Consider the following 26853-nt stretch of genomic DNA (forward strand, 5'->3'; position numbering starts at 1 on the left):
GGCAAACGCCGAGATTCAGCGGCGTGCAGGAGGGCTCTGATATGCAGAAGGAACTTCGTCTCTCAGGCTCCGGCGGGCAGGGCGTCATCACTGCCGCCATCATCTTCGCCGAGGCAGCGGCTGCCTGCGGCATGAATGTCGCGCAGTCGCAGTCCTACGGTCCCGAGGCACGCGGCGGCGCATCCCGCTCCGAGGTCATCGTCAGCGACGACGTGATCTATCATCCGCACGTCGAGCACCCCGACATCGTGCTCGCCATGACACAGGCGGCCGCGGACAAATACGCAGGCGATCTCGATCCCGAAAAGGGCATCCTCATCGTCGACAGCGAGCTCGTCCCGAACGTGCCCGCGGCATCACACATCGTCTCTGTCCCCATCACGACGCTTGCCATCGAGAAGATCGGCAAGGCGCTCTTCGCCAACATCGTCGCCCTCGGCACGATTACGCGCGTCTCCGGCATCGTGCCGCTCGAAGCGGTCAAGACTGCCGTCAGCCACCGCGTCCCGCCGCATACCGTCGACGCGAATATGCAGGCGCTGATGGTCGGATATGAGGCGGCGGAGGCAGCTGTTGCACAAAAGTAAAACCGCTTTTGTGCAACGGCCCCTACTATTGTATCAGTCTATAGTTATAAGAAATCACTGATAAAAAGATTGTGCAAAAGTGTCGGCACTGGTTTTATCCGCGATTCATTTATCTTGAGATTTCTTGACAGTGCACATGACTTGCATTATTCTATACATAAAAAGGAGGAATTGCAATGTCACAGACCAACGTCAGCATACGCATGGACAACGATCTGAAGGAGCAGTTCAGCGCTTTTTGTGCGGATATGGGCATGAGCATGACGACGGCGTTCAATATCTTTGCGCGAAAGACGGTGCGGGAGTACCGTCTTCCTTTTGAGATCGGCGGCGATCCCCTGAATGCCGAAACACGGGAAGCCCTCGACGAAGTCCGCCGTATGAAGGAAGATCCAGATCTCGGAAAACGCTACACCGATGTCGATGCGATGATGAAGGATCTGCTCGCATGAAGTACACGATCCGTCCGACCTCCCGTTTCCAGAAGGACTTGAAACGTATTGCCAAGCGCGGCTATGATACGGAACTACTTTCTGCCGTCATTAAGAAACTGGCAAATGGCGAACCGCTGGAACAAAAACATTATGACCACATGCTCACAGGAAACTATATAGGATGCCGCGAGTGCCACATCACGCCGGACTGGCTACTCATTTATGAGATTTCTGATGATACGCTCCTGCTTTATCTGACGAGAACAGGAACACACAGTGACCTGTTCAAAATGTAAAACAAGCCTATGCACGAACGCATGGGCTTGTTTTCTTATGTCCGCAGATCTTTTGTTCCTTATTTCACCCCTGCACCGTCGAGCGCGGCACGGACACTCTTCTGTGAACGCAGGAGTTTCTCCATCTCGTCATCGGGCAGGCGCACCTCGAAGGAGCGCACGATGCCGTCCTGACTGATCATGCGCGGAATGGAGAGCGCAACATCACGCATGCCGTATGCACCGTCCATGACAGCGGAGCAGGGCAGGATCGTATGCTCGTTGTAGAGGATCGCCTTGATGAAGCGGCAGGCGACCATGGCGATGCCCGTATTCGTATATCCCTTCAGATTGACGACATCATAGGCCGTCTGTATGATCCCATGCTCGATATCGCAGCGGTCGAGTTTTTCACTGCGCTCGAAATACGCGTCGAGATAATCGAGACCGAGACTGGCGCAGTTCACCGTTGACCATGCGACAAAGGCGTCGTTGCCATGCTCTCCGAGCACGTAGCCCTGGACATTCTTCGGATCGATATCGTAATGTTCGGCAAGGATATAGCGCAGGCGATACGTCTCGAGCAGTGTTCCCGTACCGAGAATCTTTGCACGCGGATAGTCGAACTCCGTCGAAACGACATACGTCGCCACATCGAGCGGGTTTGTAATCATGATGATCATGGCATCCTTCGTGTACTTCACAATTTCACTGAACACAGAGCGCATGACCTTCGTATTCGTGCTCGCGAGTTTCAGCCGATTGGGCGTCTCACCGGGCAGGATGGACGGTCCCGCCGTGATGACGATGAATGACGCATCGCGGCAGTCCTCATACGTCCCGGGATGAATCTTGATGTTCGTACTGTACGGCGAAGACATCGCATGACTCGTATCGAGTGCCTCGCCGCGCGCACGATCCATATCGAGATCAATGAGCGCGATCTCGGAGGCGAGCTGAAAATCCGTGATCTTATTGAGTACGGCAGAGCCTACATGGCTTGCCCCGATGATGACGACTTTTCCAATGTGAATCGACATGGCAAAAACCTCCCTGCACATCAAAAAAGCCCGACCGCACACAGTTCATGTGCAGGCGGGCGTGAATACTGAAAGGAAAATCGGATCGATCATGGCGCACCCCTTCTTTCGGATACGTTCCGCAGGATGCCCTGCGCCATCATCCTAGCACCGCGGGGAATTGGTGTCAACCGATTTCAGCGTGTATACAGTACAGTTTCTTTTCTTTGCAGCAAGTTTATTTGCACTTTACAAAACACACGTTCACAAAAATAATCTTTCGTGATATAATCCACGCAGGTGTTGCCAACAACAACGGGTAGGCGGTCGATTCTCAGCCCCTTTGGCGGTCAACGGCATCCAATCGCGCGTCGCATTTCATGCTTGCGCTCTTGGGTCGTTTTCGCATACGACCTGTTTCCCAATCGTCTGTGCCCTCCGAGCTTGACTCTTGGACAGGTCAGCAAAAGGGGGCATGCTTATGGGACCATATGAGTTTCTCTCACTGGTATTCCTCGTTACAATTTGCGTTGTATCGTACAAAGCATAAGAAAAGCCGCCCTCAGTGACCAAACCTAGGCGGCTAATCTTAGTTCGTTTCTAGCAGAGGGGCTGACCGTTTACCGGCAGCACCTTTTTCTGTGTTTATTATACAATTTCCGTGTATTTCCGTCAACCCTTATCCGACTCCGCGTTGTAGACATCCTTCAGCAGTGTCTCCTTGCGCAGGCTGCGGCATTCGCAGATGCTCTCCTCGGCGGGAACGCTGCGGATGGCGGCGAGCAGGATGTCGCCGATCATGGGCGCATCGTCGTAGAATATCTGCGCGAGCGTGTCGTGCGACCACGGACGGATGCCCTCGCCGTAGTTGACGACGAAGTACAGCCCCGCATAGCACGCGCCGATCTCGCGCGCAAGGTAGACCTCGGGCGCGAGGCTCTGCCCCACGATGTCCGCGTGCCCTTTCAGCATCGCGATCTCTGCAGGGCTCTCGAAATGCCGCCCGTCGGTGACGGCGTAAATGCCGCGGTCAAAGATGCGGCCCGTATAGCGCTTCCTCGTTTCCTCAATGAGCGCCGTGCGAAGTTCCGCACAGAGCGCATCCCGCATCACAAGAAGATAGCGCCCGTCGAGCATGACATCCTTGCGCACGGACATATCAAGGTAATCGTCTGGGATGAGGAAGTCGCGCGGGTCGAGCAGCGGGTTCACCGTCCCGACGCCGCCCTCGGAGAGAATGCGCCGCACGCCCGCCTCCCGCAGCACCCAGAACACCTGCCGCGAGGCATCCGCGCGCGTCACGCCGCTGCGCCAGCCGTGCATACGGCAGGTCAGCACGCGCCGTCCCGCGACGGAGAAGAGGCGGAAGGCAGGACTCTCGCCGTAGGGTGTTGCAAAGTGCAGCCCGTCCGCGAGGATCTCCACATCCGCCGCCATCGAGGCACGCGGGAAGTCGCTCGAGAGCGTCCCCGAACCACCGATGACGGCATAGCCCGCTGCCGGAACCTGTTGCTCTGCCATATCAAAACCTCCGTATCACGCGATACTGCGTGTCACGCTGTGCCGGCTCTCTGCCTGCGCCGTGAATCAGATCGATCATCTTCTTGATCGACATATTATACCGCGTCCCCGCGGCACGCACGACATTCTCCTCGAGCATGATGCTCCCGAGATCATCTGCGCCGAAGCCGAGGGTCAGCTGACCGATGCGCTCGCCCTGCGTCACCCACGAGCCCTGGATGTGCGCAACATTGTCCATGTAGAGACGCGTAAGGGCAAGTGTTCGCATATAATCCCAGCTCGACGTCTTCTCTCCGCCGAGTGCGGTATTGCCCGGCTGGAACGTCCATGTGATGAACGCACGGAAGCCGCCCGTCTCCTCCTGCAGCCGGCGGATGTGCTCCATGTGCTCCACGCGCTCCGCCATCGTCTCGCCGAAGCCGATCACCATCGTCGCCGTCGACTTCATGCCGATCTTGTGCGCCGTCCGCATCACACGCAGCCAATCCTCGGTCATGATCTTCTTCGGTGCGATGAGCTTGCGTACGCGGTCGACGAGGATCTCCGCACCGCCGCCGGGGAGCGACGAGAGCCCCGCATCCTGCAGCCGCCGCAGCGTATCCTCGACCGTAAGCCCCTCCTTTTGGGCGAAATACAGGATCTCCGTCGCCGTAAAGGAGTGGATCACGATGGAGGGATAGCGGCTGCGGATGGCGCGCAGCATATCCTCGTAGTACGAGAGCGGCAGATCGGGATGGATGCCGCCCTGGATCATGACCTGCGTTCCTCCCGCTGCCGCCGTCTCGCCGACCTTCGCGAGAATCTCCTCCAGCGGCAGGAGATACGCATCCTCCGCATCCTGTTTCGTGTAGAATGCGCAAAAACGGCACTCGTTCACGCAGATATTCGTGTAATTGATGTTGCGGTCAACGATGAACGTCACCGTATCGCCGAACCGCCGCCGCCGCTCCGCGTCCGCCGCGCGCCCGAGTTCGATCGGGTCGCCGTGCGTGAGGAGATCGGCAGCCTCCTGCTCCGTGAGTCTCATGCGCCCTCCCCTGCCGCGATCGGTCGATAAAACGTATCGCGCTCCACGGGCTCATAGCCCGCCTCGCGGATCATCGCATCCAGTTCGCTCCGCGTGATGCCCGTCTGCGTCTGTGCCCCCGCCGCGTGGATGATCTTCTCCTCGCCGATCGTGCCGTCGAGATCGTCCGCACCGAAGCCGAGTGCCAGCTGCGCAATCGGCTGCGTCAGCATGACCCAGAACGCCTTGAAATGCGCCACATTGTCGAGGACAAGGCGTGAGAGCGCGAGCATCTTCATATCCTCCCACGCGCCGACGCGCGCGAGTTTCCGCTCCGCACCGAGCACCGTATTCTCGGGGTGAAACGGAAAGAGCATAAACGCCTGAAAGCCGCCCGTCTCATCCTGCAGTTCGCGCAAGGCAAGCAGATGGTCGATGCGCTCCTCCACCATCTCGATGTGTCCGTACATCATGGAGGCATTTGTACGGATGCCGAGCGCGTGTGCCGTACGCATACAGTCGAGCCACTCCGAACGCGTCGCCTTGTTCGGGCAGATGACGGCGCGCACACGATCGGAGAGAATCTCCGCCCCGCCGCCGGGGAGGGATGAGAGCCCCGCCGCCTGCAAACGGCGCAGGATGTCGCGAACAGAAAGCCCCTCGCCTTTTGCAAAGTTCACAATCTCCACGGGCGTGAATGCCTTGATGTCCGCATGGGGAAGCGCCGCGCGCACCTGCCGCACCACGCCCTCGTAGTAGGAGAAGGGACGGTCGGGATGGAGCGCACTCACGATATGGATCTCCGTGAGGCGCGGCGTATTTTTCGCCGTCTCCAGCACGCGCGCCACATCGTCGGTCTCCATGATGTAGCCGCGCGCATCGCCGCGTTCCACCTGGAACGCGCAGAGCGGACAGTTCGCACTGCAGATGTTCGTGAGATTGATGTGACGGTTCACCGTATAGTAGACATTCTTCCCGCTCGCGCGCTCCTTCGCCGCACGCGCCCACGCACCGAGCGCGAGGAGGTCGTTGTCCTCATAGAGGAGGAGTGCATCCTCCTTCGTCAGCCGTGCCCCGCGCTCTGCGGCCGCGCGGGCATTCGTTCGATTGCTCATGGTCCGATACTCTCCTTATCACACTCCCGCAAGTGTATCAAATGCGGCGCGCTTTTGCAAATTCCGCAGCACGGGGCCGAGCTTGCTTTTCTCGGGTGTTTCATGCTATCATGCGGTTCGTACCGACGAAGGAAAATATATGCCCACCGATTACCTATCGGACATAGATCAAGGATTTACAAAACGGAGTACTGTATGACACTGCTCGAACAGTGCCAAATTTGGCACGAGAACGAAGAATTTCAAAAGATCATCGCGGAGCTCGAAGCCATCCCCGCAGAGGAGCGCACGCCGGAACTGGACAGCGAGCTTGCACGCGCCTACAACAACGCGGCGGGCACGGGTGATCGCGCCTATTTCGAAAAGGCAATCGAGCTCCTCACGCCGCACGCAGATTACTTCCATGGCGATCATCTCTGGAACTACCGCATGGGGTACGCCTATTACCACCTCGGTCAGGAGAGACGCGCGCTGCCCTACTTCGAGGCAGCACTTGCCGCGCTCCCGGGTGATGCAGACACGATGCAGATGATCGCGGCCTGCCAAAAGCATCTTTCCACCCCCAATGCGGCGCGCAAGCCCCTGCTCTCCCCCACAGCGATCCGAAAGCTTGAGGCAATGGACGACGGCGGGACGGGCTATTTCTACAAGATGCTGTACTATCTGGAGGCGTACATCAAGAACGGCATGATCAAGGGGAATTTTACGCGCGAGGAAGCGCACGCCGATCTCGATATTGCCCTCTGGTACGCGTACGCGTGCAACAATCTGGACGACTACGAATACTATTACCGCACGATGCAGTGGATGCCGGCCTCTGAGGCGAACGCGCGCGGCTGCGGCACATGGTACTACCGCTATGCCGTCGCGCTCATGTACTGCGGCCGCCTCGATGACGCACTCCGCGCGGTCGAAAAGGGCGCACAGGAGGAGCCGGACTATCCGTGGACGTATCTGCAGCTCGGCAAGCTCCGCGCGCATTTCGGCGACCACGACGGCGCGCTCGATGCCGTGCAGAAGGGACTCTCCCTCGTGCCGGACGACCACGAGTTCCTGACGCTCGCGCGCGAGATCAAGGCAGGCGCAACGATTGAACAGATGTCGTACCACTGGATTGACCCCGCCTTTGACGAGGAGCTGCAGGAGGCATCTGCAGGAGAAACCCTTGGGATGCGCGACGGTGTTGATGCAGACGGGGAACGCGGCGACAAACAGCGCGCCATCGCCTGCATGACGATGAACGAGGCGGGACTCTCCTATTTCAAGCAGCTCTTTCGTCCCGACCCGCAGGACTACGAGAGGGATGCGCCCTTTTGCAGCTTCTGTTACACCGTGAAGGGCACGCCTGTAAAGCTCGTCTTCCGCATGAACGAGGCGGGTCTGTCGAAACGCGATCCCGCGTGGCTGCGCACGCAAAAGGAACGCCTCGACGACGGCCGCTGGCTGAAACGAGTCAGCGGCGAGGGAACCGGAGTCCTGACTGCAGTCCACTACGAGCTGGACAATCAGGTCACGCTCGCGTACCAGTACCCGTGGCAGGAGAAAAATGTCTACATCCCGCTCGATGAGGACGGAAATCCCGCCGAAGAATAACTTCTCTGTCAAAAAGACGAACTCTGCTTCATGGAGTTCGTCTTTTTGAATCCCTAATCAGCGCATCCTCAATACGTCTCAATGATATTAAAGTTCGAGTCGCACGCGGCAGGCGTGCGGCCAATCTCGCGAATGATGCGGATGATGTGGTCCTCGGAGAGAGCACGCGGGCTCTTTGCCCCCGCGTCATGAAGGATCGTCTCCTTGTGCACCGTGCCGTCAATGTCGTTCGCGCCGAAGCCGAGCGCGATCTGCGCCACGGGCACGGTGAGCATGACCCAGTACGCCTTGATGTTGCGGAAATTATCGAGCATCAGCCGCGAAATCGCAATCGTCCGAAGATCGTCCCACATCGACGTCTGCCGCACGGTCTGCCCGAGCTCCGTGTTCGACGGCAGGAATGGGAACGGGATAAACGTTTGAAAACCGCCCGTCTCATCCTGCAGATCGCGCAGTCGCATCATGTGCTCGACGCGCTCTTCCACCGTCTCGATGTGCCCGTAGAGCATGGACGCATTCGTCTTGATGCCGAGTTCATGCGCCGTACGCGCCACCATCAGCCACTCATCCGCCGTCGCCTTGTTCGGGCAGAGCTCGCCGCGCACGCGGTCAGAGAGGATCTCCGCGCCGCCGCCCGCGATCGACTGCAGCCCCGCCGCGCGCAGCCGCACGAGCACCTCGCGCACCGAGAGCCTCGACGTCTTTGCAAAATGCGTGATTTCAACGCCCGTGAACCCCTTCAGATAGAGCGAGGGAAACGCCTCATGCAGCGCCTTGAGGCGCATCAGATAGTCGTCGAATGTCCAGTCCGGATGCAGACCGCTCACAACGTGCAGTCCCGCCAGATGCGGGTCGCGCATCGCATCCGCCACATGCGCCACGGCCTCCTCCACGCTCATCTCGTACGCGCCCTTGTCCTCCGCGTCGCGCCCGAACGCACAGAACTTACAGTGCGCGAGACAGATGTTCGTGAGATTCACATGACAGTTCACGTTATAGTAGACGATATCGCCGCATTTTTTCTGCCGCACGCGGTCGGCAAGCGCGCCGATCCACGCGATGTCATGACATGCAAAGAGCCGCACGCCGTCCTCATACGTCAGCCGTTCGCCGTGCGCGATCTTCTTCTCGATATCCATGTATTCATTGTGCAATCTCTTCGTCTCCCAACGTTATACTCCTAACGCAAATTCGACGCGCAGCGCGAATTTCCTGCCAAAGAGCGCATAGATGAGACGGTCTCGCCCCGCAGCAAAATTTCTCCTGTGCCATTGACAATTTTCTGGGATTTTACTATACTAAAGATAGTAAAGGAGAACTTCCAGGCAGCTTGATTCAGGACGGGTTGCCCTCGTGTGATACGTAAGCGCATGAGATGAGTTCTCCGGAGTTTCCACAGTGTTGACCGACGGTTGTTGGAGTGAGGGAGCACGGCAGCAGCTCCGCTGGCTGAGCGGAGGGAGCACAGCCGGAGTTCCCCGACGGACTGGGAGGAGATTCCGATGGGTCATTGAGTGGCCGCAGGGTTGTCCGCACAGGTGCACCAGGACAGCGGTGCAGAGCGAAGGTGCGGCAGGAGGATGCGGCAGCCCGCGCGGGGCGGGTACAGGGATATGCGCGGCGCATGGCAGGAAGATCGTTCCCGCGAGTGGATTCGCGGTGCATGCGTCGGAGGCATGTCGAGGTAGTTTCTCAGCGTTTTGCCGGAAAGTTCCGCGCTGCATGCTAGCGGCAGCGCGGAACGAAGCAACATTGGTTTGGATGCAAGAGAGTTACCTATCACTTCCCGTATTTTCCTCAAGACCGCCGACGGGTGACGAGAAAGCCCGCCGGCGGTTTTGTTTTGTCCGGAAAGGAGTCTCTATGAAAATCTCCGTCATCTTGGGGCATCCCTACAAGCACAGCCTCAACGCCGCCATCGCGGAAATTATTGTAAAAACACTGAAGTCATCCGGCCATGATGTACGTTTCCACGATCTCTGCCGCGAGCATTTCGATCCCGCCATCCCAAAGGAGGAGCTCGTCAGCGGCACAACGCGTGATCCGCTCGTCCGTCTCCATCAGGAGGAGATTCGTTCGGCGGACGGCATCATCATCGTCCATCCGAACTGGTGGGGGCAGCCACCCGCCGTGCTCAAAGGCTGGGTTGATCGGGTTCTGCGCGAGAATATCGCCTACACATTCCCCGCAGGCGACAGCGGCGGCGGTCTCCCCATCGGTCTGCTGCGCGCGAAGAGGGCGCTTGTCTTCAACACATCCAACACGTCCGCACAGCGGGAGGACGAGGTCTTCGGCGACCCGCTGCAGCGTCTTTGGCGCGACTGCATCTTCGACTTTTGCGGCGTAAAGGACTTCGACCGTGTGATGTTCCGCATCGTCGCAGACAGCTCCGCCGACGAGAGGTCCGCGTGGCTGGAAGAAGCTGCAGACCGCGCGCGGCGCGCCTTCCCCTCTCCATGACGGGAGCAGTCTGCTCCTTGTATACATTCCGCTTCGGAATTTTACATTCTTTATTTCTATGTTATAATATTATCGGTATTTTTTCATTTTACTGAACAAAAAGGACAGGTGGTTATCGCATGAAAGAAGCGGAAAACGAGTTTATGCAGCACGAGCTGAGGCTCCCCGAGCTCACCGTGCGCGGCATCCTGCTCGGCGCGATCCTGACGATCATCTTCACCGCATCGAACGTCTACCTCGGGCTGAAGGTCGGCCTGACATTCTCGTCGGCGATCCCTGCGGCGGTCATCTCAATGGCAGTGCTCAAGATGGCAAAGGATGCAAACATCCTCGAAAACAACATGGTACAGACGCAGGCATCCGCTGCGGGAACACTGTCCGCCATCATCTTCATCATCCCCGGTATGCTCATGATCGGCTACTGGCAGGGATTTGAGTTCTGGCAGACCCTCGTCGTATCGGCGTGCGGCGGCTGCCTCGGCGTCCTCTTTACCATTCCTCTGCGCCGCGCCATGGTCGTGCACAGCGACCTCGCCTATCCTGAGGGCGTTGCTGCGGCCGAGATTCTAAAGGTCGGCAGCCGCACGCGTGCGGACGGCAAATCCGAATCCGGCATCAAGGAAATCCTCTCGGGCAGTGTCGTCGCCGGCATCATCGCCTTCCTCACGAACGGCCTGCAGGTGCTCGGCGGCAGTCTTTCGGCATGGTTCCACGTCGGCCGCGGCATGACGCAGCTGCCGCTCGGCTACTCGACCGCTCTCGTAGGTGCGGGCTACCTCATCGGCATTGCGAGCGGACTCGCCATGCTGGTCGGCATCCTCATCGCATGGGCGGGTTTCGTCCCCTATTTCACCATGACCGAGGCACTGCCGGACGGCATGACGCTCCAAAAATTCGCCGGTGCCGTCTATCAGCAGAAGGTGCGCCTCATCGGTGCGGGTGCAATGGGCGTTGCGGCGATCTGGACACTCATGACGCTCGCCCGCCCCGTCATCGACGGAGTCAAGGAGTCCATCGCAGGTACACGCATGGACGATACAGAGAAGGGTCTGCACCGCATGGACATCGACATGTCGATGAAGAGCATTGCGCTCGTCTTCGGCGTAACGGTCATCGGCCTCCTTGCGATTTTCTATCTCTTCGTCTCGCCGGAGAGCATCCCCCCGAATCAAAAGCTCATCTTCACCGTTGTCGGCGTCGGCGTATCCGTCCTCATGGGCTTCTTTGTCGCTGCCGCCTGCGCCTACATGGCAGGACTTGTCGGCACATCCGCGAGTCCGATCTCGGGCATCGGGATCCTCGGCATCATCGTCTCCTCACTCGTCATGTACGCGCTGTGCTCCTCGTTCGGCATCTTTGATCTGCCGGGCGGTGAGAAATTTGCAACAGCAACCGCCATCTTTACCACCTCGATCATCCTCGCGATTGCCTGCATCTCGAACGACAATATGCAGGATCTCAAGACGGGCTGGCTCGTCGGAGCAACGCCGTGGCGCCAGCAGGCCGCGCTCCTCATCGGCTGCGTGGTCGGGGCGCTTGTCATCGCCCCCGTGCTCAACCTCCTCTACGAGGCATACGGCTTCCCCGGCGCCATGCCGCGTCCGGGCATGGATCCCGCGCAGGCACTCTCCGCACCGCAGGCCGTGCTCATGACCACCATCGCACAGGGCATCTTCTCCAGCAAGCTCGCGTGGGAGTATATCTACATCGGCATCGGCCTGGGTGTTGTCCTGGTCCTCATCGACCAGCTGCTCAAGCGCACGACGAAGAATCTCGTCCTGCCGCCGCTCGCCGTCGGCATGGGCATCTACCTCCCGCCCGTCATCCAGACGCCGCTCGTCGTCGGTGCCATCCTCGGCTACTTCCTCAACCGCCATCTGCGCAAAACCGCAGGCGCTGAGGCAGAGACGGCAGGTCTCAGGCGCGGCACGCTCTTTGCATCGGGTCTCATCGTCGGCGAGTCCATCGTCGGCGTCCTGCTCGCAGGCCTCATCGTCCTCTCCGTCTCGAACGGCGGCGATGAGAATCCGCTCGCAATGGTTGGAAGCGACTTCGCAGATACCGCCGAGATGCTCGGCCTCGCCGTCTTCCTCGGCCTCCTCCTCCTCTTCAGCAAGGTTGTACTGAGCGGGAAAAAAACCTCATAACATCATAGGAAATACAAACACGCCAGCAGAGTCTGCCGGCGTGTTGTTTTTTGTATATCATAAACGATAAGACCGTATGCGCACAATCCCGTCACGGCTGCCGATGATCTGTCGGCACACAGATTCTGCGTCAATTTAAAAGGAGAGGTTATGCCTCTCCTTTTTTGCTGTTCGTATGTGATTATCTGCTTCTTCTGACACAGATAACTTCAGCTGAAACGAATATGGTTGTCTACATGCCAGCGAATCGTCCCATTATAGGCTCTGCAGTTCGGATTGTGGATGTGAAACACGTGTCCATGCGAACCGCCGGCAGGAACGTAAACGCCTACATTCGCAAAATCACCGCTGTCCTGCCAGAATACATTTCCTGCATCGTCCTGAACAATAACTGAAATACTTGCCGCTGTAACCGTCGCGCCTGCATCACCCAAGTTGACCAGATACCCCTTGATAAGTGTCTCTCCGTCCAGCAGCTGGACTTCTGCCGCATTGAAAACGATATTCGCATTGGCAGATACCTCCTGTGCCTGCGCCAAAACGCCAAGCATACATGCTGCAGTCAGCACCATCATCAAAAATTTTTTCATCGTTGCCATGATAACTTCTCCCTTCATGCCTTTCAAACATTCTGCTTCATATTACCGAGCCTTGATGTACTTCATCTCTTAGCCCCCTTCGCGGTGCGGGCTCCTCCCTTGCGGTCGACATCCTTCTGCGCATCGTACGCCTCCGCCACCTGGAAGATTACGCCCATAGCGCCCATATCCTCTTTGGAACTCGTGACAACCTCCATATTATCTTCAAAACTAAGAGATTCGTTGTAGCGAACCTTGTCAATAATCTTGTAATCTGTTCCGGCATCATTTACTGCGATGAAATACATTTCATCGACACGCGCAGGATCCCTTGCGTCGATACTCTTCGGCACCGAAACAAACGTAAGATTTCTAGAATGGAACATATCCTTCTTTATCGCCGCTGCAATTTGTCCTGCGACATAAAAAACACGTTCCTTGCTCACGACATCTGCACGACCATCAAGAGGAATGAGCTGGTTATCCACATAAAGGTCGCCATTATCAATTTTAACCCGTCCATTTGAAGAGTTTGCAATATACTTCATCGCTCTCTGGTAACGCTTCATCGTTTGAGGATGTGGATTGCGAAAATTCTTGGGACGCTTCCCATCAGGGAACCGAATCTCCTCCAAACGCAGGAAACGATCAAATTTCATAAGCGCACCGCCTGTTGAATATTCCGGAACGTTCTCAAGGAACTTAAGCCCCCACTCATCCGCCCCATACTCCTGACTGAGCGACATCTTACGCTCCCAGAGCGTATCCACGAGGTTTATGCCGATGCTCTGCGCCGTCGCCGCTGACATCGAGCCGCCGCCCATGCCAAGAAAGCTCGCAATCAGATTCAGTCCGAACTGCTTGTCATAGCTCTCGAGATGATCCTTCCCTGCCCAATGTCCGAACTCATGCCCCATAACAAAAGCGATGGCGGATGTGTTGTAAATGTTCGACTTATTCATTGGGCGAAGATAATGCTTGTTGATGTAACCATCATTCTGCACCGTATTCATAAAGTTCACCATCGAGTCCGCCATATAGGAATACCCGCCGGGGAGCATAAATGCGTTGGGGGAATCACTGTGGTACATCTTGATCGGTTCCAGCCAGCGCTTGTGCACGCCATCGCGCCGGTTCAGCGTACCCGGATTGCAGACAACCAGCCGCCGCTGGATCTCGAGGAGATCATCATCCGATACCACCTCATATTTCTCCTCGACACGCTCTGCTGCAGCCTGACCAATCTCATGCTCCTCCCAGCTCGAGACGACATGAGCCTCTGCAGTGCCTCCGAACGCCCCCGGATACGCAGCCGCTGCAAGCAGAGATATCCCGAGCATCCGATACACAGCCGTCATGCCCCTCTTCATCATCTTCATTCCATACAACTCCTTTGCACTACGCCTCCCCATCCGTAGGGAGGCTTCTCTCTATCCAAACGGCCCCGATCCCTTCTCATACAGCTCCTTTCACATTATTTTCGGGCTTTCCCGTTAAGGAAAAATAGTAGAATATCATGAGGAAAAAACTTTGTCAACCACTTTTTTACATATTTTTATAAAAATACCCACAGAGAGCACGGCCCGCTAAAAGATAATCACATCCTCCACATGTCGGTCTCCAAGACCCCATGAGCGCACCGACGTATGATTCGCCAGCAGATAGATGCGCAGGGAGTCCGTGCGCGGATCGATCAGGCGATGTGCCTGATCCGCCAGCTTCGCATATTTCTTCTCCGTCAGGAACCCCTCAAAGGCTGACTTTTGCACACGGACACCATATCTCTCCAGACACTTTACCATCTTCGCCCTCCGCTTATTCTCTGTAATATCATAGATCACAAGCACAATATAGCGGCGTTCATCCTCAGCAACGAACTCATTCTCCTCGTACTCGTATTCCATTCCCGACACCTCACCGCAGACGAATCGGCTCATAGATCTCAGCATTCTCCGCCATCAGCGCCTGCGCATATTGGCGCCCCTGATGCCCAAGCAACGCACGATATGAACGGCGCCCGCCCCCATAGAGACTCGTCGCACGCATCTTCTTCTCATAGGCACGCAGGAAGATCGCACGCCCCTCCCGCGTCAGGAAGATCCCGGGTCTCCCCTCCTCCTCGGACGGAGCAAAATGTTCGGGCCTCATCTCATGATGATGCACGAGCGACAACACCATCGCATCCACCAGCACCGGACGCCACTCCTCCATCAGATCAGAGGCAAGTGCCGGATGGCGGTTCTTCAGCGCATGGAGAAATCCAAAATACGGGTGCAGGCCCTCATTATTCACCACCGTATAGAGATCATACATCAACAGCGTGTAGCCAAAACTCAGCATCGTATTAAATGGGTCCATCGGCGGACGGCGGCTCCGCTTGACAAAGGCAAAAGCCTCCGGAACGAGAAGCCCGAGCGCACGGAAATAGACCTTTGCGATCGCCCCCTCATAGCCCATCAGCTGTGTATTCGTCTCGCACCGCGGAATATGCTTGCTCAGCGCTGTGATCTCCGCCATTGCCGTACGAACCTCAGGCAGCGAAGCACTGCGGTTATAGCGCCGCAGGAGAATGAACTGATTGTGCGCCTTTGCTGCGATCACCTTGCGTGCCATCGCAAGGTAAAAAAAAGAGTCCCTCAACAGGATCTGCCGTTCCTGCCGAAAGACATTCACATGACGCGTTGACTCCAAACGCCCAAAGAAATACCCCGTACGCGAAAGCCACGTCACGGGAATGCCAAGACGAAGGAGCTCCACCATCGCCCTCGACGAGACCTGCACCGTGTCGATCAGCGTCAGACCCTCAAGCGTCTGCGGGAATCTCCATCACAGACTCCTCATTACGCCCTACCGTAAAATTCCCGCCGCGCTTCCGGATGAACGCCCCTTCCTCCGTGATATAGGCAAAACTCATTGCTCAGACTCCTTCCGTGTAAAAGAGAACATCCTTGGAAAATCCGCCCCCTTGCGGGGATGTGGTTTTGAAATGGCAAAGCCCGTTGATTTTGTACGCGGCCGATTGGAGTTTCCGTCCCCTTGCGGGGATGTGGTTTTGAAATACGCTCGCCAAGCACTACGGCGTACATCTCCCGATATTTCCGTCCCCTTGCGGGGATATGGTTTTGAAATGATATGACCTCTACTGGCGCGGCGGGAAGTGGGAGCAGTTTCCGTCCCCTTGCGGGGATGTAGTTTTGAAATGCTCGCCTTGAGTGCGTTAAGGCAGGTACAACGGGCGCAGAGTTTCCGTCCCCTTGCGGGGATGTAGTTTTGAAATGCTCGCCTTGAGTGCGTTAAGGCAGGTACAACGGGCGCAGAGTTTCCGTCCCCTTGCGGGGATGTAGTTTTGAAATACTTCTCTTCAGAATTGGATCTCGAAGAAGATGAATGGGTTTCCGTCCCCTTGCGGGGATATGGTTTTGAAATGCAAGGTGATTAGTCTCGTGAAATAGGAGGAAGAGTTTCCGTCCCCTTGCGGGGATGTGGTTTTGAAATATGCACAGCGCTATGCCAATATCCGCGCGGAGATGTATAGTTTCCGTCCCCTTGCGGGGATGTGGTTTTGAAATTGAGAAGGCGACCTTATGGTTGATGTTCCGTCCAGCACGTTTCCGTCCCCTTGCGGGGATGTGGTTTTGAAATCGGATATCGGATCGCAGGATAACGCGTCTGCAAGTCAGTTTCCGTCCCCTTGCGGGGATGTGGTTTTGAAATTTTAACAACCTTCTCTCCGTCACCGCTACTGCTGGTGAATTTCCGTCCCCTTGCGGGGATGTGGTTTTGAAATTTGACGCGGAAGCCGAAGGCTACCTTGCACGCATCAAATTTCCGTCCCCTTGCGGGGATGTGGTTTTGAAATTCCTTGCGTTGGGATGCCTTGTGCTGACTGCATGAAAAAATACTTTTGCGGTGCGAATGAGATTCCCCTCCTTTTCGCGGCAGCTCTTGTTCGAAAATTCTTTGCAGTCATTGCGGCTCTAAGTGCGGCGCAGATTCTACGTGCAGTATAGCATAATGCTCCATGACGCACAATCCCGCCGGCACAAAGAGCAGACATCTTCCTTATTCGTGGATTTCGAGGGCTTCTTCGAGCCAGTTGTTGATGCGGCTATAGGTTGTGCGTGCCTCCTTGACTTTCGTTCCATAGACGAGGGTGAGCATCTTGGCAAAGGTGTCCATAAGCGCGGGTGGGGTCATCTGTGTGTCCTTCTGAAAGCTCTCGCGTGTCACGTTGACGATGACGTGAGCGACACTATTGCGTACTTTTCTGACGGTCCCCAGCTTGCCGAGTTCGTCCATCATATCGCTGTGAAGTTGTGCATCCTTTGCCAGCCCTGCCTCCTGCATATAGGTACAGTAGTGGATGAGCAACAAGAAGGACAGGTCGGTATTGGTGTATTGGTGGGCATTTGATCCCGCAAATTCCTGATCCAGCAGGTCTAGGAAGTTCCGCGCATTTTTTTCGATTTTCTTGCGCTGTAGTATGTAGCCATCGGTATTGTACTTTTTGATACAGAGGTTGTCGATGTGCTGTGCATTCTTTCTGCCGCCCTTCACATTTTTTGCGACGTAGTCGTGCAGGAATTCATAGAGGAAGGGTGTGATGCGCAGCATGAAGTTGGAAAGGCGTTCGTTCTCCTGATCGATCTGCATGACGAGGAAGTATTCGACGATGCGCTCTTCGTCTTCCTTGAACAGGAACAGTTTCTGTCCGTTGTACTCAGGCAGGATTTTACGTGCCTTGTCGGGAAGGAGCATGGTGCGGGCAGCAGCATGTTTGAGCAGCGTTTTCGCATCGGTGGGAACGAGACGGCTATTGCGTGCAAGGGTAAGTGCGGCATTGTATTCGTACGAATGGATAAGAGCAAGGATGCGGTTCTTCTCCGCGTGGTAACGAAAAATTTTGAGTGGTGGCTCATCACAGCGGCGTACCGCCCCGGGCTTGTTGTCTTCATTCATCTGAAGCATAGACTGAAGTTCTTCGGGGGTGATCTTTTGCGGATTATTCGCACGCCTCTCAGGTGTAACAGTCTGTATGCCGATGCATCGCTCATTGTCTGCGGCAAGCATGGCGAGGATAGTCTTGATCTGGGGGGTACCCGAACTGAGGTTGAGCAGGATCTCGTGCTCGGGGTACTTTTGCAGGAGATCCTGCACAGTCTGCGGCAGGATCTGACTGAACTCCTCATAGCGGCTTGCATCCACAATGTCAGTGAAGATCGGCGGGTCGATGATGCAGTCAGGGGCAACATACCGAACAGCTGTAGTGTAACGCTTCTCGTTCCGCTCGATCTCGCCCATCTCCTTGGTGAAGAAGAGGACAACGCGCTCGGGCTGATAGTGGCGCAGGATGTGCAGGCAACCACCATCATGGAAGTTGTTGCTGCTCACAGGGTCGGTTGTTCCAATGGGCGAGAACAAAATTCGCTTCATCTCGTTCATCCTTTCCAGATGTCAGTCTCTACCGCGCCCATGCCGAGGGCGGTTTTGATGCCGATGCCAGCGTAGGGAGCAAAGGCGAGGAGTGTGCCGAGGATGCGGCGCACCATGTCGCTGCCCGCGAACTGTAGGACAATCTGTCCGCGAAATCCGCGGATGTTGTAACCATCGACAGAGAATCCTACGGAGCGCAGTGTATAGCGCGTGAGGCGCGTATGCGCTGCAAGGGTCTGCGCGAGGTCGTCCTCCTCGATGCGGATGTCGGGGCAGAATCTGTTCCACCGTGCGAGGAGGCTCTGCAGGATGAGTGTGCTCTCAGGCAGGATGATGTATGCGCCGCCCTGTTTGAAGCTGGTCGGCGTGAGAAAGTGGAGCTCTGCACCGCGCGGTGCGGTCTCCGCGCGAAAGTATTCATCGGCGATGTCCTGATAGCTGCGCTCCTCGACGCATTGTATGTTTTGCACGTCGACGGTGTAGCCCTTTTGTCTGAGATGGATGTGCTCCAAGCTCTGCAGTACTGTCCCGATGATCTCGCCCGCCGTCTGATCGAGTGTGCCAATGCGCCAAATGACGCGCTCCCGTTCTTTGTCCCAGCGGATACTCTGGCTGTAGGGGCGCAGGTTCTGCGTGTGGAGAGCGTCGGCGTAGTCCTCCGGCAGGAGTTCCATGAGCGCACCGTGGAGGACGGAGCCCATGGAAGAAGGCGCACGCGCGCCGTCGGGCAGGCGCAGCTCCGCCTCAAAGCGTCTCAGCATTGCCAACTCCTGTGATGGAGCAGAGCCCCATGAGCCAGTCCGCCCCATCGGTCTGTGCTCTCTTGAGTGTGCGCGGGGTAAGCTGCGTATCCGTCTCTCTGTGCTTGTGCGATGGGTTGGTGAACTGCTCGTCGAAATACGCCGCCGCAAAACGTCGTGCATCCGTTTCTTTGTCTGCAAGTGCATAGGTGAGCGTCTTGGAGAGGAAGCCCGTGCCCCCGCCGAGAAGTGCGTTCGCCTTGTACTTTCCGATATCGGCAAAGAGATCGCCGTAGTATTTGGCATCAATGGCCTCAAAGACGCGCTGTTGGCGTGTCAGTCCGTCGAGGGTATAGGCGCGCAGCATATTGAGGACGGACGGCAGGGAGTCAATGCCCGCCGCGTGAAGCATAGGGAGGTTCGCAGTGATGGTAAAGCGCAGTCTGCTGTCTGCTGGGATACACTCGCGAAAGAGAACGATCGGGCTTTCGCCGCGCTTTTCACCAGGCTTGATGAGGGTTGTTGCGTCGATTTTCTGTACGATGACGGTCGGGGCTTTTGCCACGCATCCAACGAGCATCGCGTCGCTGACAGAGAGTCCGCGCAGTGCGCTCGCGGCGGCATCCCCGCGCTCTGTGTCCTCATAGGTGAGGGTGTGCAGGAGTTCCTGTTCGAGCCGCAGGATAATCTCGTTCCACTTGTGCTCTTTTTCCTTCAGTGAACCTTTGACGGAAGAGATTTCCTGCCAGTAGGCGCGAAAACGCGCGGGGTCTTTGCGAATGAGATGGTAGAGGATGCCCGTACGCAACGCACCCTTGATGGTGCTGCCGGGGATGTAGGGGTGCGCGTTGTCGGCGCGCACGAGGTGACACACGACTTTGTTGAGGTTGGGCTTGCGGTTTCGGTATTTTTTCTCCGAGAGCATCGCAACGGGGACTCTGCGGCGGATGACACCCGCCTTGCGCAGATCCGCCTCAGTGACACGGTTGGCAGTCAGCCACTCGAGCAGGTTGCGTGATCTGTTGCCCTGCCCCTCGATCTCGATGTATTTGATGAACGCATCGGTGAGCCCGCGCGCATCAAGAAAGGCGAGCCATTTGGACTCGTGCAGGAGACTCATCTCGAGTTTGTCTCTATCGTAGAGATACTCGAATGTTCTCAGTTCCTCCCCCGAGCCGATGTGGACGGGGGCGATGCACTTGATCTCATAGGTCTGCCGAACCATATCGCCTCTCATGCTGTCACCCCCGCATAAAATCCATAGCCATAGCGCCAGACAGGATGCCCATCATGTGTCCCCAGCATACCGCACGTGCCGCTAATCCGCGCAGGAAAACACGAGCCCGCGTCGAGGAGGTAGACGCTGTTCTTCTTCTCGGCAGAATGAACGGGATAGCTGATGAAGCCGCCCGCACGGCGCAGACGATAGGCACCGCGCTTGACGGTAGCAAGATCGTCCGCTGTCGGGAGGACGGGCGCGAGTGCGAGCTGCCACGGGGCACTGTCTGCTGCGAGCATGTCTCTGAGCGCTGCAATGTCGCCGCCATCGTCCGCGTCCATGTGGATGATTTCGCCGGCACGAAATTTGCCATAGCCGCTCGTACGCTTGCCGCCGATGCCCGCAGTACCAAGCCACACAAGGAGGCGGTGCAGCCACGAGATCGTCTTCTCATCACGAACGCAAGCGATGAGGTAAAGCCCCGCCTCTGTACGAAAGTCGAACTGTGCGACATAGTAGGGCAAAGGCTCCTCTCCCCGTCGATTCACACGTTGGCGCAAAGACTCCATGCCGAAATTGGCATCGAACTCGCGGTCCTCAAAGGGGTTCCCGCTCTGCATGGCACAGATGTAGTCCTGCATGCGGCAGGCGCGAATGTATTTCAGTTTTTTCTGCTTCTTGCGCATGGTAGCATTCTCACAGGTGCTGCGGTAGTCCTCGCGCTCCTGTGCCTGTGTATGCTCAATGCGCAGGACGGGGCGCGGGAGGAAGAGGGCAAGTGCGCCGTCATGTTCCCGCCGCTGCCACGGCAGGAGGTCGGAGAGACGCAGGTCGCCGCGCTCAACAGTCTCTGCGAGTCGCCCAAGCTCCTCGGTTTCGCCAGAGGCGGCGAGCTCTGCGCAGAGTGCACCAAAGAGTGCATCGGCGGGGTACTCCATGCATGCCTCGTCCAGTCTGCCGCCGCGTCCCGGCACACCGAAGCGGACGGCAGTCCTAAAGTGCAGCGGATAGATCACATAGCTCACACGGATCCGCCACCTTTCTCCAGTAAGTCCGCAAGCCCCTGCAACCGTTCCTGTGTCATGGCGTTCTCGGCAGAGAGCGTGAAGTGTTTTACATGAAAGTCGTGCAACGACACTCTGCCGTAACCGCGCGAGCCGTGCCCGCCGAGGTAGTCCATCTGCAGGAGGCGAATACCGTTAGCGAGGAGTTGCATGTCCTCTGCCAGCTCACCCTCGTCCTCGATGTTGTAAACAAGGCGGAAGTCGAACTCTGCGCCGGCGGGAACGCGCTCGATCTGGCGCGGGTTTGCGGCGGCACTGATGCGGCTGATGGTGTTCTCGAATTTGATCTCACCGATGTACGTATCCAGCTCCATCTCAGCAAAATATTGATAGGATTCCTTCCTCATGCGGATATCCGAGAACTGAAGGCGTGCCGCCTTGCCTCCCGCTTTGCCCTGTGCTGCAGAGCCAAAGAGACGCTGAATCGTAGTGCTATCCTCATCAATCTTATTCAGGAAGTATTCATTTGTTGAGAAGCTGCGCGCAAGGAGGGTACGAATCTTTCCTTTGAGCGAGCTGCCGGGAATAATCGGCCGCTTCGTCATCGGGTCACGCAAAAACGGGCTGTCAACTGCACCGATGGGTGAAAAATCAGAGGAAGCGCCAATGTGTAGACCAGTCTTGAGACACAATATCGCCTCAATCTCAAGTTTTCCTTTCAGCGCGCGCTGTCTTGTATCCTGCTGCTCCATCATCATTCTCCTTCCTTTTCCCCATAAAATTTGTGATAGGCAACAAGTGCCTCGATGAACTGTGCGAACGCCATGTACTCTCTGAGATCCGTGCCGACAGTGTCGATGTACTCCTTCAGCCGCGTATCCTCCGCGAATCTCTTGACGCCCTTATTCCCACGCGCGACCTGATAGGCAAGCTTGACCTTTAGGAATCGAACCGCCTTGGCAAGCTCATCGCTCATCTCAAATGCCTTTTCCTGCTCCCTCCCCCGTGCCTTCATCTGCTGATAGCGATATAGGATGATCTTGTTCGTCAGCGTGTTGACCGCCGTGAGGAATTTACGGATCTGGTTGGTTGTCAGTCCATTTGTTCCCCCGAGCAGTCTGTCATTTTTGAGCCCGAGGATGATCTTCTCTGCTTTTCCTGCAATATCATCCGTCTCCGTCAGTTTTTTGATTGTCTCAGCCATCGATGTTCTCTCCCTTCTCTCGGATGCTGTATATGATCAGCTGGAATGCAGTTGACAGCTGTCTGCGCTCGGATGGTGCGCGATACCATTCGTAGAGCTGCGCACGCACGCGCCGATATGCCTCCTGCAGAGGACTCTTTGTCCCCGGGTCGAGGCGCGCCAGCATGTATGCGAAGCGTGCGAGCTGGATTTGTCCGTCCTGCTCCAAAAGGGTGAGCATCCGATAGACAGCACTCTTGCCGAGGTTCAGCCGCGCCCCGTTACCGCCCTCTTCAAAGGAGCAATTCTCATGCAGAAATGTGAGTTTTTCCCCACAAACATTGTCGATGAAGTCATCCCAGCCGTAGACCTGCGCATGCGTCTCGAACTCCGCGAGAGAGCGCCCCTCCGTGACCGCACCGAAGAGTGCAACACTGTCCTTCTTCGGGCGCCCGTCCGCATCGCGCAGATCTTTCGCGCGTGATTCGAGATCGCCTGTACGGCGTGCCATCTCTGCAATGGGGCATTTGTCCTTGAAGAACCCGATTCCTGCTGAGAAATGAAGCTTTCCGCTCGTAAAGCGGAGGAATGCGCGTCTGAGGTCGACGGCGAGTTCGACGATGTCATCCCACGCGCCGAGGAGGAAGATGTCGTCTCCGCCCGAGTAGACGATATGAACGTCACGTGTCGCCTTCTTTTCCCTGCCAAAGAGGGAGAAGTGTGTACTGAACTTTCCATCGCAGATATCGTTGATGTAGTGCTTGAAAAAGAGCGAGAGCCGCTGCGAAAGTGCCGCCGTTCGCGTCATGGTGACGTACTCCGACGGGAATCCCGCGAGGAATGCCGCGCCGAGGTTGTCCACGTCGGCGCGCATGACACCGATGCGCGGGATACCCTTGCTATCCTCCGTGCCGCCGCTGCGCCGTGCAAGGTTCTCCATCTCGAGCACCGCCTTGTTTTCACGCGCAGAGTAGTCGCCGAGCCAGAGGTGTGCGACGGGCAGATCGCCCGTGTACGCTGCGTTCTTCGCATAGATGCGATCGATCTTATACGAGAGACGGTCGACATCGTCCAGCTCCTCTGCCGTGAGGTAGAGTGTACGCCCGATGCCGGGCAGGGAGAGCGCCTCCGCACTGCGCTCTGCAGAGACGCAGAAGGCGTTCTTTGTCAGGATGCGCTCGCCAAAGGTGAAGAGATGAGAGCACATCCCGCACGCCTCAATGGAGGGGTCGGCGGGGTAGGGCATGAGATGTGCTGTGGAGGTACGGCAGACGCCGCACTCGCGTTCCTTGTCCCGCGTTTTGTTCCAGTCGCTCTCAGGCATGAACATCGCTGCGAGCTGCTCCTCAGAGTAGCGGCAAAGTTTTTCCGCCGAAAGCCCCTCGCTCACGCGGTGAAACGCCTCCTGTGTACCCTGCCCCGCAAGCTCCGCGCCCGTGCACGCCGTCCACGCCATCGCGAGGTAGAGGCTGCTGCCGAAGTGCTCCAGCATCCAGTTGTTGACCTCCGTATGGCAGCGTGCGAGAATGTTCTGCACGTCCTCGGTGTTCGGCAGGAGCAGGTAGAAGTGTCCGCCGCCCGTATAGAGGAGTGCACTGCGGCTGATGCCGCACGCGGCGAGAATCTCGTCTACGATGTTCTCAAGCAGGATCTCGAGGTAGAACGAGCGGCCGCGCAGGCTCTTGAGTGCGCCCTTGGACGGGATCGCATAGATGAACGGCTGTATCCCCGAGATGTCCGCTGACACGAGGAGGAATGCGGGCAATGTCGCACCGCCCCGCTCCTCGTATGTGTGTGCACTGTGGATGTCCTGCGCCGCCGCATAGCGATGGAGCGCAGCCGCGTACGCCGCTGTCATGCGTGCGTAGTCGTAGAGCGAGATGTCCGCGCCCGCAGGGGACGGCACATAGCTCATCGTCTCCTCGATGACGCGCAGGAGTTCGCCAAGCGGCATGTGTACGGGGGATTTGCGTGCAAAGTGTCTCGCGAGCCGATCGCAGACCTCCCGATGACCGCGCACTGCGTCATCGAGGTCGCCGACGGGGCGCGGGAAGAGCATCCCCGCCCCATCCGTCAGACTGCGGATTGGAAAGCCCTCCTTCGCCCCATCGGCAGCACCGAAGCGATTGAACACGCTCTCAAGGTGTGCGGGCTCATGCGGCGCGGCATGCTCCGATGCGGATGTTCCCGCACCGGCAAGCCGCTGCGCAGCATCGAGGATCCATCCAATCGCGTCGTCGGATGCGCCTGCGTCGGCACGCAGCAGTTGCAAAAGCGCCGCATCCTCCGCGCAGTATTCTGCGAGGAATGCCGTCCCCGCATCGTGTGCAGCAGGATGCGCACGCGCCGCGAGAATGCGGACGGCGCGCAGGAGTGCCGCCCGTTCGATCCGTTCACACAGATCTTCCATAGCCTCATCTCCTTTCGTTTACCCTTAATCTCAAACTAATAAAAAATATTCTCTCTCCCGATGAAAATTCCTGCAAATTTTCAAGACTGCAACAAAAAAAGCAGCACGCGGCTGCTTTGCTTATAGAAATCGCTGATAAAATGAAGTCTGTCAGATTGGTGCAGATTTTTCGCCCTGCCAAGGAGACAAACCTAACACTGCAAGGGCTATATGGAGGATCGCGGGCGCAGTGCTGGCAAAAAGATGCGCTAAGACAGCGTGGCTGAATTTATCAGTGCTTCTTTAGCACACCTGCATGCTGTAAAACGTTTTCTTTCACCTCATTCACATCGTCGATTTTAATGTATCGTTCCGGTGTCCATTCGACCGCCGATAAACGATCATTGAATGTATCGATTTTCTCACCGTTAAAGATATTATTGATCGCTGTAAGCGCAGTGCCGCCAAACACTTTCACAAAATCTTTATACGTTCTGCCTTCGATCTCTGCGACATTGTTTTCGGCATATATTTTTGAATTTTTCCCAACGCCCAACGAATACGCATAGCGATACGCGCCGCTCTCATCATCGGATTGGTAATAATTGTTGTAGACATGAACCTTGCCCAATCTCACTCTTGGAGCGCGCTGAACCAGATTATGGAAATAATTATGATGCAGCGTCACATTCAGCTTCCCCTCGTCCGCTGTTTTTGAATCGCTGTTCCCGATCAAAATTGCTTTATTATGTCGTTCAAAAACATTGTATGACATCGTGATGTGATCCGCTTGATTTGTGATATCAAGCAAGCCGTCTCGATGCTCGTATTCACGATTAAAATACGTTTCCGTCGGCTCCTTCCCATCCTCGAAATGACAATGATCGATCCAAATATGCGTGCCGCCACTGATCGTAATGCTGTCATACTGGGAATTCCAGTTGCCTTCCGGCCCATCGTTTGGATCCCACGACGGGAAATAATCATAAGGGGACTCAAACATGATATTTCGGATGATAATATTATCCGCATTGAGGACTAAATCCACGCCCTTTAATTTCGCATTTTCAATTCCAATGATGCTCGTATTGGCAGGGACATGAACCATGATGTTTTTTCCCTGATTTTTTTGAGATTGTTTTCTTTTTTCCTCCTGCTCTTCTTTTAGGCTTTTCGGCGCTGTACTATGCGGCGCATGCGATTCCAAATACTGCTGAAAATCATAGCCCTCCGCCATATAATCGGTCATCGTTAGCCGCTTGCCATCCGCATCCGTATCAAAGTCAATCGTTCCATAGATCATCAAAATCCTAGGTTCTGTGTTTTTTCGATCCCCAAGTGCGGCAACTAACTCCTGCTTATTGGTCACGCGAAATATATTGTCCTGCACCGCAGCAGCACCGCCGGTCGTGCCGCTGCCCTCTGAAGCAAATCCATCATTTTGGGCGAGCACTTCCCGTATAAAATCCGGTTTTGCCATCGGACTCTGGACGAACAGCAATCGAAAAACAGCTGCTAACGCTCCGATGCAAGCAATCAGCAAAATTATTTTTTTCATATTCTTCTCCTCATCCCCCCTTAAACAGAATATCATACAACGGATCTGTATACAAGGTATTCAATCCTGCCGCAGCTTCGGCAGCAGGAAGCGCAGGAGGACATAGGCGAGGAGGCTGCCCGCACTCGTGGAGAGGAGGAAGGGGACGATGTAGACGGTATAGCTCGCGGGGTTCAGCCCCATGAGGAGGACGGCGACGGGATAGGCGGCGAGCGCGCCGATCAGCCCCGTGCCGAGTCCCTCGGCGATACAGGTGATACCGAGGCGCTTCGTATAGTGGTAGGCGAGCCCGCAGCAGAGCGCACCGATCATGCTGCCGGGAAATGCCATGAGTGTGCCGACTCCCGCGATGTTGCGCAGGAGGCTCGCAGCGAACGCAGCGCCGACGCCCCAGAGCGGTCCGAGGAATACGGCAGCGAGGATGTTGACGAGGTGCTACATGGGCGCGCAGCGGCTGCCGAGCACGGGAAAGCTGAATACGCCGCCGAGGACGGCGGCAGCGACGAAGATGCCGGCGAGGGTGAGTTTACGGGTTCGTGTGTCAAGCATTGATAATCTCCTTCGGTAAAAGCGGCCCTTCTGCCACTCCGGC

General features: G+C 56.6%; 24 protein-coding genes, 1 pseudogene and 1 CRISPR repeat array. Of the genes and pseudogenes, 6 read left to right on the top strand and 19 right to left on the bottom strand.

Annotated features, from left to right (window positions below; translation table 11 throughout):
- The first annotated feature begins 41 nt into the window (after positions 1–41).
- The 3 genes from HMPREF7545_RS07370 (at position 42) to HMPREF7545_RS07380 (ending at position 1317) form a co-directional block, all read left to right on the top strand.
- Positions 42–587: a 2-oxoacid:acceptor oxidoreductase family protein gene (locus HMPREF7545_RS07370; RefSeq protein WP_040571291.1), complete on the top strand. Its 546-nt coding sequence runs from the start codon at positions 42–44 to the stop codon at positions 585–587.
- 176 nt (positions 588–763) lie between these two features.
- Positions 764–1039 carry a type II toxin-antitoxin system RelB/DinJ family antitoxin gene (locus HMPREF7545_RS07375; RefSeq protein WP_006695079.1) on the top strand — a complete coding sequence of 92 codons (276 nt, stop codon included), beginning with the start codon at positions 764–766 and terminating at the stop codon, positions 1037–1039.
- Complete coding sequence (locus HMPREF7545_RS07380; RefSeq protein WP_006695080.1) at positions 1036–1317, top strand: type II toxin-antitoxin system YafQ family toxin; 282 nt, start codon at positions 1036–1038, stop codon at positions 1315–1317. Before HMPREF7545_RS07375 ends, HMPREF7545_RS07380 begins: the two co-directional genes overlap by 4 nt.
- 59 nt (positions 1318–1376) lie before the next feature.
- Here HMPREF7545_RS07380 and HMPREF7545_RS07385 read toward each other — a convergent pair whose 3' ends face one another.
- The 4 genes from HMPREF7545_RS07385 to mqnE (HMPREF7545_RS07400) form a co-directional block, all read right to left on the bottom strand.
- Positions 1377–2336, bottom strand: a complete 960-nt coding sequence (locus HMPREF7545_RS07385) for an L-lactate dehydrogenase (RefSeq protein ID WP_040571292.1) — start codon at positions 2334–2336, stop codon at positions 1377–1379.
- A gap of 651 nt (positions 2337–2987) precedes the next feature.
- Complete coding sequence (locus tag HMPREF7545_RS07390) at positions 2988–3836, bottom strand: MTAP family purine nucleoside phosphorylase (protein WP_006695082.1); 849 nt, start codon at positions 3834–3836, stop codon at positions 2988–2990.
- A 1-nt stretch (position 3837) separates the two neighbouring features.
- A complete protein-coding gene (gene mqnC, locus HMPREF7545_RS07395) occupies positions 3838–4863 on the bottom strand; it encodes a cyclic dehypoxanthinyl futalosine synthase (RefSeq protein WP_006695083.1) in 1026 nt (341 codons plus the stop codon).
- Positions 4860–5957: an aminofutalosine synthase MqnE gene (gene mqnE, locus HMPREF7545_RS07400; protein WP_006695084.1), complete on the bottom strand. Its 1098-nt coding sequence runs from the start codon at positions 5955–5957 to the stop codon at positions 4860–4862. The genes mqnC and mqnE (HMPREF7545_RS07400) overlap by 4 nt, the downstream gene beginning before the upstream one ends.
- Positions 5958–6152: 195 nt before the next feature.
- Between mqnE (HMPREF7545_RS07400) and HMPREF7545_RS07405 the strand changes: the two genes are divergently transcribed.
- Positions 6153–7550, top strand: coding sequence for a tetratricopeptide repeat protein (locus tag HMPREF7545_RS07405; RefSeq protein ID WP_006695085.1), 1398 nt, complete (start codon positions 6153–6155; stop codon positions 7548–7550).
- A 68-nt stretch (positions 7551–7618) separates the two neighbouring features.
- On the opposite strand, the gene mqnE (HMPREF7545_RS07410) is transcribed toward HMPREF7545_RS07405, so the two are convergent.
- Positions 7619–8689 carry an aminofutalosine synthase MqnE gene (mqnE, locus tag HMPREF7545_RS07410; RefSeq protein ID WP_006695086.1) on the bottom strand — a complete coding sequence of 357 codons (1071 nt, stop codon included), beginning with the start codon at positions 8687–8689 and terminating at the stop codon, positions 7619–7621.
- A 724-nt stretch (positions 8690–9413) separates the two neighbouring features.
- Between mqnE (HMPREF7545_RS07410) and HMPREF7545_RS07415 the strand changes: the two genes are divergently transcribed.
- Together HMPREF7545_RS07415 and HMPREF7545_RS07420 are read left to right on the top strand one after the other, a co-directional pair.
- A complete protein-coding gene (locus tag HMPREF7545_RS07415; RefSeq protein WP_006695088.1) occupies positions 9414–10010 on the top strand; it encodes an NAD(P)H-dependent oxidoreductase in 597 nt (198 codons plus the stop codon).
- A 119-nt stretch (positions 10011–10129) separates the two neighbouring features.
- Positions 10130–12157, top strand: coding sequence for an OPT family oligopeptide transporter (locus HMPREF7545_RS07420; RefSeq protein ID WP_006695089.1), 2028 nt, complete (start codon positions 10130–10132; stop codon positions 12155–12157).
- 209 nt (positions 12158–12366) lie between these two features.
- Here the strand turns inward: HMPREF7545_RS07420 and HMPREF7545_RS07425 are convergent, their stop codons facing one another.
- The 14 genes and pseudogenes from HMPREF7545_RS07425 to thiW all read right to left on the bottom strand — a co-directional run bounded on the left by HMPREF7545_RS07425 (position 12367) and on the right by thiW (position 26810).
- Complete coding sequence (locus HMPREF7545_RS07425; protein ID WP_006696618.1) at positions 12367–12756, bottom strand: hypothetical protein; 390 nt, start codon at positions 12754–12756, stop codon at positions 12367–12369.
- A 62-nt stretch (positions 12757–12818) separates the two neighbouring features.
- Complete coding sequence (locus tag HMPREF7545_RS07430) at positions 12819–14114, bottom strand: M48 family metalloprotease (protein ID WP_155812214.1); 1296 nt, start codon at positions 14112–14114, stop codon at positions 12819–12821.
- A gap of 207 nt (positions 14115–14321) precedes the next feature.
- Positions 14322–14672 carry a CRISPR-associated endonuclease Cas2 gene (cas2, locus tag HMPREF7545_RS07435; RefSeq protein ID WP_248681293.1) on the bottom strand — a complete coding sequence of 117 codons (351 nt, stop codon included), beginning with the start codon at positions 14670–14672 and terminating at the stop codon, positions 14322–14324.
- The gene (gene cas1, locus HMPREF7545_RS07440) at positions 14650–15495 is read right to left on the bottom strand and encodes a CRISPR-associated endonuclease Cas1 (RefSeq protein ID WP_006695093.1); all 846 of its coding nucleotides are present in this window, start codon (positions 15493–15495) and stop codon (positions 14650–14652) included. The genes cas2 and cas1 overlap by 23 nt, the downstream gene beginning before the upstream one ends.
- 43 nt (positions 15496–15538) lie before the next feature.
- Positions 15539–15649, bottom strand: coding sequence for a CRISPR-associated endonuclease Cas1 (locus HMPREF7545_RS10405; protein WP_248681295.1), 111 nt, complete (start codon positions 15647–15649; stop codon positions 15539–15541).
- Between the two features lie 39 nt (positions 15650–15688).
- Positions 15689–16594: direct repeats of the CRISPR family, unit length 35 nt; unit sequence GTTTCCGTCCCCTTGCGGGGATGTGGTTTTGAAAT.
- A 203-nt stretch (positions 16595–16797) separates the two neighbouring features.
- Positions 16798–18168, bottom strand: coding sequence for a type III-A CRISPR-associated CARF protein Csm6 (csm6, locus tag HMPREF7545_RS07445; protein ID WP_155812215.1), 1371 nt, complete (start codon positions 18166–18168; stop codon positions 16798–16800).
- A 5-nt stretch (positions 18169–18173) separates the two neighbouring features.
- Positions 18174–18929, bottom strand: coding sequence for a CRISPR-associated endoribonuclease Cas6 (cas6, locus tag HMPREF7545_RS07450; RefSeq protein WP_006695096.1), 756 nt, complete (start codon positions 18927–18929; stop codon positions 18174–18176).
- Complete coding sequence (gene csm5 / locus HMPREF7545_RS07455) at positions 18913–20145, bottom strand: type III-A CRISPR-associated RAMP protein Csm5 (protein ID WP_006695097.1); 1233 nt, start codon at positions 20143–20145, stop codon at positions 18913–18915. The genes cas6 and csm5 overlap by 17 nt, the downstream gene beginning before the upstream one ends.
- On the bottom strand, positions 20142–21152 hold the full coding sequence (gene csm4 / locus HMPREF7545_RS07460; RefSeq protein WP_006695098.1) for a type III-A CRISPR-associated RAMP protein Csm4: 1011 nt from the start codon (positions 21150–21152) through the stop codon (positions 20142–20144). Before csm4 ends, csm5 begins: the two co-directional genes overlap by 4 nt.
- Entirely contained in the window at positions 21149–21889 is a 741-nt protein-coding gene (csm3, locus tag HMPREF7545_RS07465; protein WP_006695099.1) for a type III-A CRISPR-associated RAMP protein Csm3, read from the bottom strand. The genes csm4 and csm3 overlap by 4 nt, the downstream gene beginning before the upstream one ends.
- A complete protein-coding gene (gene csm2 / locus HMPREF7545_RS07470) occupies positions 21886–22335 on the bottom strand; it encodes a type III-A CRISPR-associated protein Csm2 (protein WP_006695100.1) in 450 nt (149 codons plus the stop codon). The genes csm3 and csm2 overlap by 4 nt, the downstream gene beginning before the upstream one ends.
- Positions 22328–24724 (bottom strand): type III-A CRISPR-associated protein Cas10/Csm1, encoded by a 2397-nt coding sequence (gene cas10 / locus HMPREF7545_RS07475; protein ID WP_006695101.1) that lies wholly within the window; start codon positions 24722–24724, stop codon positions 22328–22330. The genes csm2 and cas10 overlap by 8 nt, the downstream gene beginning before the upstream one ends.
- A 271-nt stretch (positions 24725–24995) precedes the next feature.
- The gene (locus tag HMPREF7545_RS07480; RefSeq protein ID WP_040571294.1) at positions 24996–26261 is read right to left on the bottom strand and encodes a pectate lyase family protein; all 1266 of its coding nucleotides are present in this window, start codon (positions 26259–26261) and stop codon (positions 24996–24998) included.
- A gap of 60 nt (positions 26262–26321) precedes the next feature.
- Positions 26322–26810: pseudogene (gene thiW, locus HMPREF7545_RS07485) on the bottom strand (energy coupling factor transporter S component ThiW).
- Positions 26811–26853: the final 43 nt, after the last annotated feature.

It is taken from the genome of Centipeda noxia ATCC 43541 (assembly GCF_000160555.1).
Classification (GTDB): domain Bacteria; phylum Bacillota; class Negativicutes; order Selenomonadales; family Selenomonadaceae; genus Centipeda; species Centipeda noxia.